At 73.9% G+C, this 14,278-nt stretch carries 9 protein-coding genes; 5 read left to right on the top strand and 4 right to left on the bottom strand.

From position 1 onward, the window contains the following. The first annotated feature begins 22 nt into the window (after positions 1–22). Genes ACNHYB_RS15750 through ACNHYB_RS15740 form a run of 3 tightly spaced genes read left to right on the top strand, consistent with a single transcriptional unit; the run spans position 23 to position 5,244 of the window. The gene (locus ACNHYB_RS15750; RefSeq protein ID WP_418276306.1) at positions 23–2,077 is read left to right on the top strand and encodes an alpha-1,4-glucan--maltose-1-phosphate maltosyltransferase; all 2,055 of its coding nucleotides are present in this window, start codon (positions 23–25) and stop codon (positions 2,075–2,077) included. Beyond that, positions 2,074–3,855, top strand: a complete 1,782-nt coding sequence (treS, locus tag ACNHYB_RS15745; RefSeq protein ID WP_418276305.1) for a maltose alpha-D-glucosyltransferase — start codon at positions 2,074–2,076, stop codon at positions 3,853–3,855. The genes ACNHYB_RS15750 and treS overlap by 4 nt, the downstream gene beginning before the upstream one ends. Positions 3,856–3,858: 3 nt before the next feature. After that, positions 3,859–5,244, top strand: coding sequence for an aminoglycoside phosphotransferase (locus ACNHYB_RS15740; protein WP_418276304.1), 1,386 nt, complete (start codon positions 3,859–3,861; stop codon positions 5,242–5,244). A gap of 55 nt (positions 5,245–5,299) precedes the next feature. Here ACNHYB_RS15740 and ACNHYB_RS15735 read toward each other — a convergent pair whose 3' ends face one another. Beyond that, the gene (locus ACNHYB_RS15735; protein WP_418276303.1) at positions 5,300–6,310 is read right to left on the bottom strand and encodes a LacI family DNA-binding transcriptional regulator; all 1,011 of its coding nucleotides are present in this window, start codon (positions 6,308–6,310) and stop codon (positions 5,300–5,302) included. Positions 6,311–6,498: 188 nt separating this feature from the next. Between ACNHYB_RS15735 and glgB the strand changes: the two genes are divergently transcribed. Further along, on the top strand, positions 6,499–8,718 hold the full coding sequence (gene glgB / locus ACNHYB_RS15730) for a 1,4-alpha-glucan branching protein GlgB (RefSeq protein WP_418276302.1): 2,220 nt from the start codon (positions 6,499–6,501) through the stop codon (positions 8,716–8,718). Between the two features lie 73 nt (positions 8,719–8,791). Here glgB and ACNHYB_RS15725 read toward each other — a convergent pair whose 3' ends face one another. Genes ACNHYB_RS15725 through ACNHYB_RS15715 form a run of 3 tightly spaced genes read right to left on the bottom strand, consistent with a single transcriptional unit; the run spans position 8,792 to position 12,402 of the window. Beyond that, on the bottom strand, positions 8,792–9,733 hold the full coding sequence (locus ACNHYB_RS15725) for a co-chaperone YbbN (protein ID WP_418276301.1): 942 nt from the start codon (positions 9,731–9,733) through the stop codon (positions 8,792–8,794). A gap of 54 nt (positions 9,734–9,787) precedes the next feature. Next, complete coding sequence (locus ACNHYB_RS15720) at positions 9,788–10,852, bottom strand: hypothetical protein (RefSeq protein ID WP_418276300.1); 1,065 nt, start codon at positions 10,850–10,852, stop codon at positions 9,788–9,790. After that, the gene (locus ACNHYB_RS15715; protein WP_418276299.1) at positions 10,849–12,402 is read right to left on the bottom strand and encodes a hypothetical protein; all 1,554 of its coding nucleotides are present in this window, start codon (positions 12,400–12,402) and stop codon (positions 10,849–10,851) included. Before ACNHYB_RS15715 ends, ACNHYB_RS15720 begins: the two co-directional genes overlap by 4 nt. A gap of 237 nt (positions 12,403–12,639) precedes the next feature. On the opposite strand from ACNHYB_RS15715, the gene ACNHYB_RS15710 reads away from it, so the two are divergent. Further along, complete coding sequence (locus ACNHYB_RS15710) at positions 12,640–14,148, top strand: hypothetical protein (RefSeq protein ID WP_418276298.1); 1,509 nt, start codon at positions 12,640–12,642, stop codon at positions 14,146–14,148. Positions 14,149–14,278: the final 130 nt, after the last annotated feature.

Here is a 14,278-nt window from a genome sequence, read left to right as displayed (position 1 = left end):
GAGGCCTGACTAGTTTGGAGGCGTGACGTCCCCGCAACCCGCCCCGCCCGCACCCATCGGCCGCATCCCCGTGCTCGAGCTGTCCCCCGTCGTCGAGGGCGGACGCTGGCCGGCCAAGGCCACACCCGGCGAGGTCGTACCCGTCGAGGCCACCGTCTTCCGCGAAGGGCACGACGCCGTCGCCGCCACCGCCGTCCTGCTCGACCCCACCGGCCGGGTCCACTCCTGGGCCCCCATGACCGACGTGGCTCCCGGTCTGGACCGGTTCCGCGGCTACCTGCAGCCCGACGCCGAGGGCGACTGGTCGTTCCGCGTCGAGGCCTGGTCCGACCCGTACGCCACCTGGGCGCACGACGCCACGATCAAGGTCCGCGCCGGGCAGGACGTCGAGCTCATGCTCGCCGAGGGCGCCCGCCTCTTCGCCCGCATCACCGCCAAGGGCCTGCAGCGCCGCCGCACCGCGGCCGACGCCGAGCTCCTCACCCAGGTCGCCGACGAGCTCGCCGACACCACCCGCCCGCCGGAGGCCCGCCTCGCGATGGCCACCCGCTCCGCCGTCGTCGAAGCCCTGCACCGCATCCCCCTGCGCGACCGCACCACCGCCAGCGCCGCCTACCCGCTGCGCGTGCACCGCAAGCTGGCGCTCGCGGGTTCCTGGTACGAGATGTTCCCCCGGTCCGAGGGCGCGACCCTCACCCGGGACGGCACGTGGCGGTCGGGGACGTTCCTGTCCGCGGCCCGGCGCCTGCCCGCGATCGCCGCCATGGGGTTCGACGTCGTCTACCTCACCCCGATCCACCCCATCGGGACCACGTTCCGCAAGGGCCGCAACAACACCCTGGACGCGCAGCCGGGCGACCCGGGCAGCCCGTACGCCATCGGCTCGCCCGAGGGCGGCCACGACGCGATCCACCCCGACCTGGGCACCGAGCGGGGGTTCAAGGCGTTCGTCTCCGAGGCCCGGGACAACGGCCTGGAGGTCGCGCTCGACCTGGCTCTGCAGTGCTCGCCGGACCACCCGTGGGTGCGCGAGCACCCCGAGTGGTTCACGGTGCGCGCCGACGGCTCCATCGCCTACGCCGAGAACCCGCCCAAGAAGTACCAGGACATCTACCCGCTCAACTTCGACGTCGACCCGAAGGGCATCTACGCCGAGGTGCTGCGGGTGGTGCGGCTGTGGATCGACCGCGGTGTCACGCTCTTCCGGGTCGACAACCCGCACACCAAGCCGCTCGACTTCTGGGAGTGGCTGCTGGCCGAGGTGCACGCCACCGACCCGGACGTGATCTTCCTGTCGGAGGCGTTCACCAAGCCGGCGATGATGGCCACGCTCGCGCGCATCGGGTTCCACCAGTCGTACACGTACTTCACGTGGCGGAACACGAAGGACGAGATCGAGGAGTACCTGTCGCAGGTGTCGGGCGAGCAGGGGGCGGTGATGCGTCCGGCGTTCTGGCCGACGACGCACGACATCCTGCCGCCGTACCTGCAGGACGGCGGGGTCGCCGGTTTCGCGGTGCGCGCGGTCCTCGCGGCGACGGGCAGCCCGACCTGGGGCATCTACTCGGGCTACGAGCTCGTGGAGAACGTGCCGCGCCCCGGCGTCGAGGAGCAGATCGACAACGAGAAGTACGAGTTCCGCCCGCGGGACTGGTCGCAGGCCGACGACCTGGGGGTGGCGATGCTGCTCGGCAAGCTCAACGAGATCCGCCGCGGCCACCCGGCGCTGCAGCAGCTGCGCAACCTCACGGTCCACCCGACGACGAACGACCAGGTCGTCGCGTTCTCCCGCCGGGTGCGGGCCGAGCACCTGCCGGCCGCGGGCCGGCCCGGGGCGACGCAGGACGACGTCGTGCTGGTGATCGTCAACCTGGACCCGCACGAGGCCCAGGAGTCCACGGTGCTGCTGGACGTCGCGGCGCTCGGGCTGACGAAGCCCGACGACGTCGAGGACATGCCGTTCTTCACCGTCCACGACGAGCTCACCGGGCAGTCCTACCCCTGGGGCGAGCATCCGTACGTCCGGCTGGACCCGCTGGTGCAGGTCGCGCACGTGCTGCGCGTGGAGGGCCCGTGAACGCCGCGGCGGGCCCCGGCGGCGTGGACGTGCCCCGCCCGGTCACCCGGCAGATCCCCGTCCAGGCGCTCCCCCCGCGCCGTCAGCCCGAGCTCCCGGACCAGCCGCACCCGGGCCTCGACGACGATCCCGAGTGGTACCGCACCGCGGTGTTCTACGAGGTGCTGGTGCGGGCGTTCGGCGACTCGGACGGCACGGGCAGCGGGGACCTGCGGGGCATCCTGGACCGCCTCGACTACCTGCAGTGGCTCGGGGTGGACTGCCTGTGGCTGCCGCCGTTCTTCCCGTCGCCGCTGCGCGACGGCGGGTACGACGTCGCGGACTTCACGGCGATCGCCGCGCAGTACGGCACGCTGCAGGAGTTCGGCGAGCTCATCGAGGCGGCGCACGCCCGGGGCATCCGGGTCGTGATCGACCTGGTGATGAACCACACCAGCGACCAGCACCCCTGGTTCCAGGCGTCGCGATCCGACCCGGAGGGCCCGTACGGCGACTTCTACGTGTGGGCCGACGACGACTCCGCCTACCAGGACGCCCGCATCATCTTCGTGGACACCGAGTCGTCCAACTGGACGTTCGACCCGGTGCGCCGACAGTTCTACTGGCACCGGTTCTTCTCCCACCAGCCCGACCTGAACTTCGAGAACCCGAAGGTCGCCGAGGCGATGTACGACGTGGTGCGGTTCTGGCTGCGGCTCGGGGTGGACGGGTTCCGCCTCGACGCGGTGCCGTACCTGTTCGAGGAGGAGGGCACCAACTGCGAGAACCTGCCGCGCACGCACGAGTTCCTGCGCAGCGTGCGCCGGCTCATCGACACCGAGTTCCCGGGCCGGATCATGCTCGCGGAGGCCAACCAGTGGCCCGAGGACGTGGTGCACTACTTCGGCTCCGAGGCGGAGCCGGAGTGCCACATGTGCTTCCACTTCCCGGTGATGCCGCGCATCTTCTACGCGATGCGCGACCAGCGGGCGACGCAGCTGCTGGAGATCCTCGCGGACACCCCGGACATCCCCGCCTCGGGCGGCCAGTGGAGCACGTTCCTGCGCAACCACGACGAGCTCACCCTGGAGATGGTCTCCACCGAGGAACGGGCGGCCATGTACGGCTGGTACGCCCAGGACCCGCGGATGCGCGCCAACGTGGGGATCCGCCGTCGGCTCGCGCCCCTGCTGGACAACGCGCGCAAGGAGATCGAGCTGGCCCACGCGCTGCTGCTGTCCCTGCCGGGCAGCCCGTGCCTCTACTACGGCGACGAGATCGGCATGGGCGACAACATCTGGCTGCCCGACCGGGACGCGGTGCGCACGCCGATGCAGTGGACGCCGGACCGCAACGCCGGCTTCTCGACGGCGGACCCCGGCAAGCTCTACCTGCCGCTCAACCAGTCGTTGGTGCACCACTACCAGCACCAGAACGTGGAGGCGCAGCTCGCGCAGCCCACGTCGCTGCTGCACTGGGTGCACGGGATGCTGGCGGTGCGTCGCCTGCACCCGACGTTCGGCACCGGGCGGTTCACCGCCTGCGACGTCGACGACGGCGCGATCCTCGCGTTCACCCGCACCGGCGACGAGACGCTGGTGGTGACCGCGAACCTGTCGACGACGGCCCGGTCGGCCACGATCGACCTGCCCGGCCTGGCCGGGTGGGACCTGACCGACGTGTTCGGCGGGGGCCGGTTCCCCGCCGTCGGCCCCGACGAGCGGGTGACGCTCTCCTGGGGCTCGCGCGACTTCTACTGGCTGCTCGCCACCCCACCGGACGAGGACGACGAGAGGTAGCTCATGGTCGACGTGTCCGTGCAGGCCACAGGTCCTGACCCGAGCGTCGGGGATCTCCTGGCGACCTGGCTCCCCACCCAGCGCTGGTACCCCGGCACCGGGGACGTCGAGGTGGAGCCGTGGCTCGCCGTGACGTTCGACGACGGCGGCGCGCACGGTGCGTCGTCCGGCGCGTCACCGGCCGACGCCCTGGCCCCGACGTCCGAGCCGCACCTGGTGCTGTTCCTGGTGCGGCTGACCGGCCCGGCGCTGCCGGGCGGGCAGGTGGTCGCGCAGGTGCCGTTGGTGCTGGCGGACGCCGAGCACGTCTCGCTCGGCCACATCGGCACCGTGGCCACCCCCGCGGGCGACGTGGCGGTGCACGACGGCGGCGCGAACCCGACCGCGTGGCTCACGCTGCTGCACGCCATGGGCGTGACGGGCGACGACGACACCCTCACGGAGCGCGCGCGGGTGCTCGCGGGCGAGCAGTCGAACACCTCGGTCCTGCTGCCCGGGGTGCCGTCCCCCGCGGGCACCGGCGCCATGCTGAAGATCCTGCGCACCGTGGCCGACGGCCCGCACCCCGACGTCGTCGTGCCGCAGGCGCTGACCGCGGACGGCTGGGAGGGCGTGCCGCGCTTCCTGGGGGCGCTGGAGATCGACGGCGGCGACACGGTGCCGCTGCACCTGGCGATCCTGTCCGAGCTGGTCCCGCACGCCGAGGACGGGTTCGAGCTCGCCTGCGACCTGGCGAGCCGCGACGGGTCCTTCGCGGTGCACGCGGGCGCGCTGGGGAGGCTGGTCGCGGCGCTGCACGAACGGATGGCACGCGTCCTGCCGCCGGGTCCGTCGCTCGACGCGCACGCGTTCGTCACCGGCCTGCGCGGGCGCGCGGACCGCGCGGTGCGGGAGGCGGGTGAGCTGGCCGAGCGGTCCGCGGAGATCACGACGCTCCTCGACGCCGTCGAGTCCCGGCTCTCGGCGGCGCCCGTCCCCGTGGCGACCCAGCACGTGCACGGCGACCTGCACCTGGGCCAGACGCTGTTCGGGGACGACGTGTGGAAGGTCCTGGACTTCGAGGGCGAGCCCCAGCGGCCCGTCGCGGAGCGCACGGCACCGGACCTTCCCCTGCGCGACGTCGCGGGCATGCTGCGCTCGTTCGACTACGCGGCGGCCGTGGGCGGTGCGAGCGACCCGGCGGCGTGGCAGGCCGACGCCGTCGACGCGTTCCTCGCCGGGTACGCCGACGCGGCGACGCTCCCGCCCGGGCTCGACGAGGAGACCGCCCAGGTGGTGCTGCGGGCGCTCGTCCTCGACAAGGCGCTCTACGAGGTGGTCTACGAGAGCCGGCACCGGCCCCGCTGGCTGCCCATCCCGCTCGCGGCCGTGGACCGGGCGCTCGGCTGACCCCACGGCGTCCCGACGCCTCCTTGCGTGAGGGTGGGCCACCGGCACGGGCCCGTCAGGCCGGGCCCGTCGACCCGCGCACCCGCAGCCGTGGCGTCGCGTCCAGGAACGACCCCGGCGACGCGCCGTCCATCCGGTCGAACAACCGGCGTGCCACGTGGGCGCCGTACGCGGTCACGTCGTGGCTCAGCGCCGTGAGCTGCGGGTAGGCGGCCGTGCACAGCGGTGAGTCGTCCCACGCCACCAACGACACGTCCTGCGGGACCCTCAGCCCCAGCTCGTGGGCGACGCCCAGTCCCGCGAGCGCCATGGCGTCGCTGTCGAACACGACCGCCGTGACCCGCTGCGGGCCGGTCAGCAGCACACGGGTGGCGTGCGCGCCCTCCTGCGGGCTGAAGTCGGTGCGCTCGGTCCGTCCGGTGCCCCCGTGCGCGGCGACCTCGTCGTCGAACGCCGTGTCGCGCAGGCGCGTGTGCCCGAACGACGCGGTGCCCGACACCCGCCCGATCCGCCGGTGCCCGAGCGCCGCGAGATGGCGCACGCACTCGCGCACGGCGGCGCCGTCGTCGGTCCACACGGCGGTCGCCCCACCGGCGAGGCTCGGGTCCCCCACCACGACCGCGGGCAGCGCGTCCGGCCCGTCCAGCAGCGCCAGCCGCGGGTCGTCACGACGAGGGTCCACGACGACGACGCCGTCCACGCGCCGGGCGGCCCGCCAGCGCAGGTGGGCCGCGATCTCGGCGTCGACGTCGGCGACGACCTGCAGCAGCAACCCGTAGGAACGCCCGGACAGGACCTGTTCCAGGCCTGCCACGAACTGCATGTAGAAGGACTCGACGCCGAGGGTCTGCGGGGGGCGGGCGAGGATGAGGCCGATCGTCTCCGACCTCGCCCCGGACAGGGCGCGCGCCGCCTGGCTCGGCTGCCAGCCGAGCTCCGCGGCGATCGCCAGGATCTTCTCGCGCGTCTGCGCGGACACGCCCGGTCGGTCGTTGAGGGCGTACGACACCGCCCCGGTCGAGACCCCGGCACGCCGTGCGATGTCGGCGATGGTGATGCGGGCCATGCCTCACCCCTTCCCGGCAGGATCGTATGCCCTGGTCGGCGTCCCGGTCCCGGTGTCCTGGTCCCGGTGTCCTGGTCCCGGTGCCCGCCGCTGTCGCTGCTGTCGCTGTCGGCGTCCTGGCGCCCACCGGTCACCGCGGGACGCGTGTCGACCTCCCGCGCGGCAGCAGGGCGTGGAAGGGTGGGAGCATGACGCCCGCGCCACCTGCCGCCGATCCCGAGCTCCTCACCGCCGTCGCCCGGGGGACCTCGCACGACCCCCACGCGGTGCTCGGCCCGCACCTGCTGGCCGCCGACGACGACGACGGATCCTTCGCCGTCGTGCGTGTGCTGCGTCCCCTCGCGGACGAGGTCACGGTCCTGACCGACGGCCCCGACGGCCCGCTGGCGGTCCCCGCCACCCACGACGCCGCCGGGATCTGGTCGGCCGTCGTGGGCGCACCGGTCGACGCGGACGGGACGCGGCACGCGCCCGACTACCGGGTGCGCAGCCGCTACGGCGACGACGAGCACACGACCGACGACCCCTACCGCTTCCTGCCGACGCTCGGCGACGTCGACCTCCACCTGGTCGGCGAGGGCCGCCACGAGGAGCTCTGGCGGGTGCTCGGGGCGAACCGGCACGTCTACCCCAGCGCGCGGGGCGACGTCGTGGGCACCTCGTTCGCCGTCTGGGCGCCGAACGCCCGCGGGGTCCGGCTCGTGGGCGACCACAACCGCTGGAGCGGCGTGCACCCGATGCGCTCGCTCGGGGCGAGCGGCGTGTGGGAGCTGTTCGTGCCCGACGTCGGTCCCGGCTCGCGCTACAAGTACGAGGTGTGCGGGCCCGACGGCGTGTGGCGCGCCAAGGCCGACCCGCTGGCCCAGGCGACCGAGGTGCCGCCCGCGACGGCGTCCGTCGTGACGCACTCGACGTACGAGTGGGGCGACGGCGACTGGATGGCGCGACGGCGCGAGCGGGACCCGCACTCGGGGCCGATGAGCGTGTACGAGGTGCACCTCGGCTCCTGGCGTCCCGGGCTGGGCTACCGCGAGCTCGCCGACCAGCTCACCGCGTACGTCGTCGACCAGGGGTTCACCCACGTCGAGCTGCTGCCCGTGGCCGAGCACCCCTTCGGGGGCTCCTGGGGCTACCAGGTCACCAGCTACTACGCCCCGACGGCGCGGTTCGGCTCCCCCGACGACTTCCGGCACCTCGTGGACCGCCTCCACCAGGCCGGGATCGGCGTCATCGTCGACTGGGTGCCGGCACACTTCCCGCGCGACGAGTTCGCCCTGGCCCGGTTCGACGGGACGCCCCTGTACGAGCACCCCGACCCGCGGCGCGGCGAGCAGCCCGACTGGGGCACGTACGTCTTCGACTTCGGCCGGCGCGAGGTGCGCAACTTCCTGGTCGCCAACGCCACCTACTGGCTCGAGGAGTTCCACGCGGACGGGCTGCGCGTCGACGCCGTCGCCTCCATGCTCTACCTCGACTACTCGCGCGCCGAGGGCCAGTGGACCCCGAACGTGCACGGCGGGCGGGAGAACCTCGAGGCGATCGCGTTCCTGCAGGAGGCGAACGCGACCGCCTACCGGCGCAGCCCGGGCACGATGATCATCGCCGAGGAGTCCACGGCGTTCCCCGGCGTCACCCGGCCCACCAGCGCCGGCGGCCTCGGGTTCGGCCTGAAGTGGAACATGGGCTGGATGAACGACTCGCTGCGGTACGTCGCCAAGGACCCCATGTACCGCCGCCACCACCACGGCGAGCTGACGTTCTCCCTGGTGTACGCGTTCTCCGAGCAGTACGTGCTGCCCATCAGCCACGACGAGGTCGTGCACGGCAAGGGGTCCCTGCTGCGCAAGATGCCCGGCGACCGCTGGCAGCAGCTCGCCGGCGTGCGGACCTTCCTCGCCTACCAGTGGACGCACCCCGGCAAGCAGCTGCTGTTCATGGGTTCCGAGTTCGCCCAGGACGCCGAGTGGGACGAGTCCAGCGGCCTGGACTGGTGGTCCCTGGACGACGCCGGGCACCAGGGCGTCCACCGGTGCGTGCGCGACCTCAACGCCCTGTACCGCGCCACGCCCGCCCTGTGGGAGCGGGACTTCGACGGCGCGGGCTTCGGGTGGCTCGACGCCGACGACGCCGACCGCAACACCCTCGCCTACCTGCGACGGGCGGCGGACGGCTCGGCCGCCGTCGTCGTCGTCAACTTCGCCGGAGTGCCCCACGAGGGCTACCGCATCGGGCTCCCCCACGGCGGCACCTGGGTCGAGGCCCTGAACACCGACGACCTGCGCTACGGCGGGTCCGGGGTGGTCAACTCCGGGGACCTCACCGCCGAGCAGGTGGGCTGGCAGGGGCGGGAGCACTCGACCGCCGTGCGGGTCCCGCCGATGGGCACCCTGGTGCTGGTGCCCCGCTGAGTCGTCGCCCGGGCCCGATCAGCGGCCCGGGCGCACCCGGCGGCACGGGCCGCGCTCCACGGCGCGCACCCGCTCAGTACAGGTACATCGCGAGGTGGCGACGCGCCTTCGCGACCCGGGGGTCCCCGGGGCCGACGAGCTCGAACAGCTCCACGAGACGCTCGCGCAGACGCTCCTTGGCGTCCGCGTCCGCACCGGGGAGCATCTCCAGGAGGCGCGCGAGCGCGTCGTCGACCTTGCCGCCGAGCATGTCGAGGTCGGCCACCGCGAGCTGGGCGTCGACGTCGGCGGGCGCGGCGGCCGCGGCGGCACGCACCTGCTGCAGGTCCGCCCCACGCGTGCGCTGCATGAGCTTGACCTGCGCGAGACCGGCGACGGCGTCGGAGTCCTTCGGGTCCTGCTTGATGGCCCGACCGAAGGCGACCTCGGCCGCGTCCAGGTCGTCCCTCTCGATCGCGTCGTACGCCTCCTGGTGCAGCGGCGGCAGCGGCTCCGGCTCCGGCTCGGCCGCCGGCTCCTCGTCCGCGCCGGCCGACCCCGGTGCGCGCCCGGTGACACCGTTCTGCTCGGCGGCGGCGAGCACCTGGTCGAGCACGCCCCGCACCTGCTCCTCGGCCGCGGCGCCGGCGAACAGCGGCAGCGGCTGCCCCTGCAGGACGGCCACGACCGTGGGCACCCCCTGCGCCTGGAACGCGGCGGCGATCTGCGGGAAGGCCTGCACGTCGACGCGCCCGAGCAGGAACCGTCCGGCATACTCCTCGGCGAGACGCCCGAGCAGGGTCGCCAGGTCGGCGTTCGCCTGGTCCGTGGGCATCCACAGCAGCATGACGACGGGATACGTGGTCGAGTCCTGGACGATCTGCTGGAAGTTCTCGTCCGTCACCTCGACGACGAACCCCTGCGCGCCAGGCGCCCCGCCGGGCTCTCCCGGAGGAGGCGACTGGGGGCGGTTCAGGGCGGACAGATCGACGGCACCGCGCGTGCTGATGCTCGGCTCGGGCGTGGGGTTGCTCATGCGCTCATCCTACGAAGTGCGGGGCCGCTGCACGGAACCGGCCCCGCTGCGTCGTCACTCGCGGTCCGTGTTCCGCTTCTCCGGGATGCTGGTGTCGGCCGCCGTCGCGGTGTGCGTGTACCCGATCGGCTGGATCAGGGCGTCGGAGCCAGCCGGCGGGATGTAGAGCGCCACCTGGTCGGTGTACTCGACGTACAGCTCGTTGGTGGGGTCCTTGTCGCCGATCAGCGCCTTCTGCGTCGCGGTGACGGGAGCCAGCTCCGCGTCGTCCTCGCTCGTGAGGCGCACGTTGCCGTCCAGCGCACCCATCACCACCGCGCCGCCGTCGGACGTCCGGACCGCGACGAGCCCGGACATCGGGGCGTAGGCGACCCGGACGGACCCGTCGGCCTCCTGGAAGTCCTCGTCCTCGCGCAGGTTCTTCGCGTCGGCCTGGACCCGCTTGACCAGGTCGTCGGTGTCGCTCGGGAGCTCGAAGGCGGCTGCGTGCTCCGAGTCGTCCGTCCCCTTGCCCACGAGGTCCGCGTACTGGGCGAGCGCGTCCTGCGGGGTGGCGACGAGCGAGTCGTCGTCCGCGGCCACGGCCGCGCTCCCGATCACCTCGGGATCGGCGAAGTTCGGCAGGATCGTCCCCGGGATCAGCTGGACCCAGGTCCACATCCGGTAGTCCTCACGGGCCGAGTCCTGCCGGTAGGCCACCATCCGGTTGACGCCGAGGTCCTCGGTCCGGTCGGTGATGTTGATGCTGGTGCGCGGCCACGTCTGGGTGGTCGGCAGGACCATCAGCGCCGACGTCGACGGGATCTCGGTGACCCCCGACCCGTCCTCCTGCGCGTCGGCCAGGGCGATCTCCCCGGAGCGCACCTGCAGCGCCGGGCCCGTGACCCGGTCCTTCAGCTTCTCCGGGTCGAGCTCCTCGGTCGCGGCGTCGATCGACGCGGCGACGTCCTCGATGATCCCCGCCTCCTGCTCGACCGACAGCATCGGCCCGGTGTACTCCGGCGGGGCCTCGGGCTGGGGCACCTCCTGGGCGCACCCTGCCAGCACCACCACGAGCGTGGTCGTCCCGACAGCGGCGGACGTCCGCCGGATCACCTGGCGGCGGGTCTTGGCGTTCATCGGTTCCCCTCGTCGGTGTTCTCGTCGGTGCGGGAGGCGTCGGTGCGGGAGGCGTCGAAGCCCCACGTCTCGCGCCATGCGGCGCCACGGCGCGACGCCGGCGGCGTGCCGGTGGACGTCCCGGGCGTGCCCGGCTCGTCCTGCGGCGGCGCCGGCACCACCGGCGTCTGACCGGTGAGCGCGCGGAACGCACGGCCGACGCCGTTCGGCTCGGCGGCCCGACGCTCCTCCTCCCGCCGTCGCAGCTCGCGACGGGTCAGCGGACGCTCCTGGGCGGCGTCGGACGACGTGCCGGCGACCGGGTCCACGGGCGCGTCACCCGGGGTGCTCGGCCGGTCGGGCTGCTCGCCGGACTGCTCGGCGGGCTCCGGGTCTCCCTGTCCGCGACCACGCCCGAGCAGGGACCTGCGCGAGAAGCGCCCGGCCACGGGCACGGGCGCGGTGCCCGAGCCCTGCTCGCCGGCGGGGTCCGACGCGCTCCCGCCCCCCGCACCGGTCCCGGTGTCCGTGCCGTTGTCCGGTGACGGTGACGGTGACGCACCGGTGCCGGGGTCGGCGACGGCGGGCGCGCCCGCGGTGGGCGTGACCTGGTCCGCGTCGCCGGACGGGGCGGGTGCGGGAGCCGCGGGCGACCAGGCGGCCGTCGACGCGGAGGTCGCGGCGAACGGGCTCCGCGCGGCGGGTGCGTCGTCGCCGGAGCGGGCCGAGGACGCCGAGAACGGCGACGACGACGGCGAGACGGGCGCCGAGGCGGGCGACGACGCCGAGGCCGACGACGAGGCGGCGGCCGCGGCGCGACGACGGCGGCGCGACGACGCGAGCAGGGCCAGCCCCACGAGCAGCAGCGCCGCTCCGACCCCGACCGACGGCCACAGCAGCGGCGTGCCGACGTCGCGGTTCCAGGTGAGCTGCAGGGTGGGCGCGACGGGCACCACGGGCTCGGCCTCGGCGTCAGCGGCCTCGGCCTCGGCATCGGCATCGGCCTCGGCGTCTTCGGCGGCCTCGTCCTCGACGGGTGCGGCGCCCGTCCCGGCGGCCATGACCACCCACGGGCCGGACTGGTCGGTCCAGCGCAGCGAGACCTCCTCGGCCCGGGTGAGCTCGGACACCCACATGTCGGAACCGCTCGGGTCGAGGACCTCCGGCGTGGCCGGCTCCTCGGCGTCCTCCGCCTCGGCGTCCTCCGCCTCGGCGTCCTCGGCCTCCGGGTCCTCCGGCGCGGTCACGGCCTCGCTCGACAGGGTCTCCCAGTCGGTCATGCCGGTGACCCGGGAGTACGGGTCGTCGCCGATCCAGCCGAGGACGTCGACGTCGCGACCGACGACGAGCGTGACCTGCTGCCCCGCAGGGACGGTCGCCGTGACGGTCACGTCGGCGGCGACCATGCCCAGCACACCGGGGTCGGTGACCACCAGCGTGCCGTCCCCGGCCGGACGGGCCGTCGCGACGACGGTGTCCGACTCCTTCAGGACGGTCGCGGACGCGACCCCGAACGCGATGCCGACCAGTCCGGCAAGAACCAGGACGACACCGAGAATGCGTTGCAGCACCGAGTTTTCCCTTCGACGTGGACTTCTCAGGATAGGGAGGTCGAACAGCGCTCCCGACCGCTGAGGGACGTTGCGGGGAGCGGTTCACGAACCCTTCACGAGTCGGGGACGCGTCCCCCGAGCCTCCCACGCACAAGGTCCGCCAGGCGACCAGAACTGGTCCTGCGGTGTCGGGAGGCCGGGTCGCCGACTATCCTGACCGGTGCCGGGGCACCCACGACGTACGGAGGTCTCCACGTGTCCGACGAGCGCACGCTCTTCCCGATCACCATGCGCGGTTACGACCGCGCGGCGGTCGAGAACCAGATCTCCCGACTTGAGCAGGCCGTCGAGGAGGCCCGACGCAACGTCGAGGCCACCGACGCGCGAGCCATGCAGCTCTCGTCGGAGCTGGCCGAGGCGCACCGCCAGCTCAGGGAGAACGACAAGCCGTCCTACGCGGGGCTCGGGGCCCGCGCCGAACGCCTGCTCCGCTCAGCGGACGAGCAGGCCGCCGAGGTCCTGACGCAGGCCAACCAGCAGGCGTCCGACATCATGGCCCGGGCGAAGCTGGCCGCGGGCCAGGTCCGCCAGCGGGCGGAGTCCGAGGCGTCCGAGCTGCTCGGCAGCGCCCGCCGGGAGGCCGACGAGGTGCGGTCCACCACGGCAGCCGAGTCCGACGGCGTCCTGCAGAGCGCGCAGCGCCGGGCCGAGGAGCTGCTGGGATCCGCCGAACGGGAGGCCGCGCTGATCACCAGCACCGTCTCCGCCGAGGAGAGCGAGCGACGCGCCAGCCTCGAACGCGAGATCGGCACGCTGCGCTCGACGTCGGAGCGGGAGGTCACCGAGGCGCGCACCACGGCGGACCGCGAGATCGCCCAGCTCCGTGCGGCGTCCACGGCGGAGGCCGCGGCCCTGCGCGAGGAGGCGGAGCGCGAGTCGAACGCCCTCATGGAGCGCACGCGCAACGAGGCAGCCCGCATCGTCGCCGACGCCAAGCACCACGCGGCGGAAGCGGCGAACGCCGTCACGACCGAGCTCGAACAGCTCCGTGAGCAGGCTCGCAGCACGCTCGCGGACGCCGAGCTCGAGGTGGCCCGCATGCGCGAGCAGGTCGAGGCGGAGGCGGCCGACCGGCACGAGGTCGCTCGTGCCGAGACCTCGCGTCTCGTCTCCTCGGCGGAGGAGCACGCCGCCGAGGCCGAGAAGCGCGTCGCCGTCGCCCTGCAGCAGGCCGACCAGGTCCGCACGGAGTCCGACGCCTACGTCAAGGAGCTGCTCGCCGAGGCCAGGCGCTCGGCCGACCGGATCGTCTCCGACGCACGCACGTTCGCCGAGCAGACCGTCTCGGACGCGCAGGCCGAGGCGGAGCAGAGCCGCACGACGGCGTCCCGCCAGCTCGAGGACCTGACCCGGCGTCACGACTCGATCAACTCCTACCTGGAGGAGCTGCGCGGGCTGCTGGGCACCGAGCAGGCCGGCGACCAGGGCGGGCGTCGCCAGCCGACGTCGTCCGCGCCGTCGTCCTCCGCGCCGTCGGCGGCCTCGACCTCGTCCGCCGAGCAGGCTCCGTCCGCGGCCTCCGGCCCGACCTCCGGCCCGGTGCCGGTGACGACCGTCAAGGCACCCTCGCGCAGCGGCGTCGCCCAGACGCCGGCCCAGGCCGCCCGAGCTGCCTCGACGCCGTCGGCGGCGTCGGACGAGGGCGGGCAGGAGCCCGCGAGCCCCTCGTCCGACGACGAGACCCCGGCGGCCAGCAAGGCCTGACGCCTGCAGCCGGGCGCAGCACGGGCCGGCGTCCTCGATCCGAGGACGCCGGCCCGTTCGTCCGCCCGGACGGATCTCGCCCGTCCCTGCGCCCTGCCGTTCGACGCGGCAGGGCGCAGCAGCCCGTCCG

The organism is Isoptericola jiangsuensis (assembly GCF_048320105.1).
GTDB lineage: Bacteria > Actinomycetota > Actinomycetes > Actinomycetales > Cellulomonadaceae > Isoptericola > Isoptericola jiangsuensis_A.
This window is presented reverse-complemented; position numbering and strand designations above follow the sequence as displayed.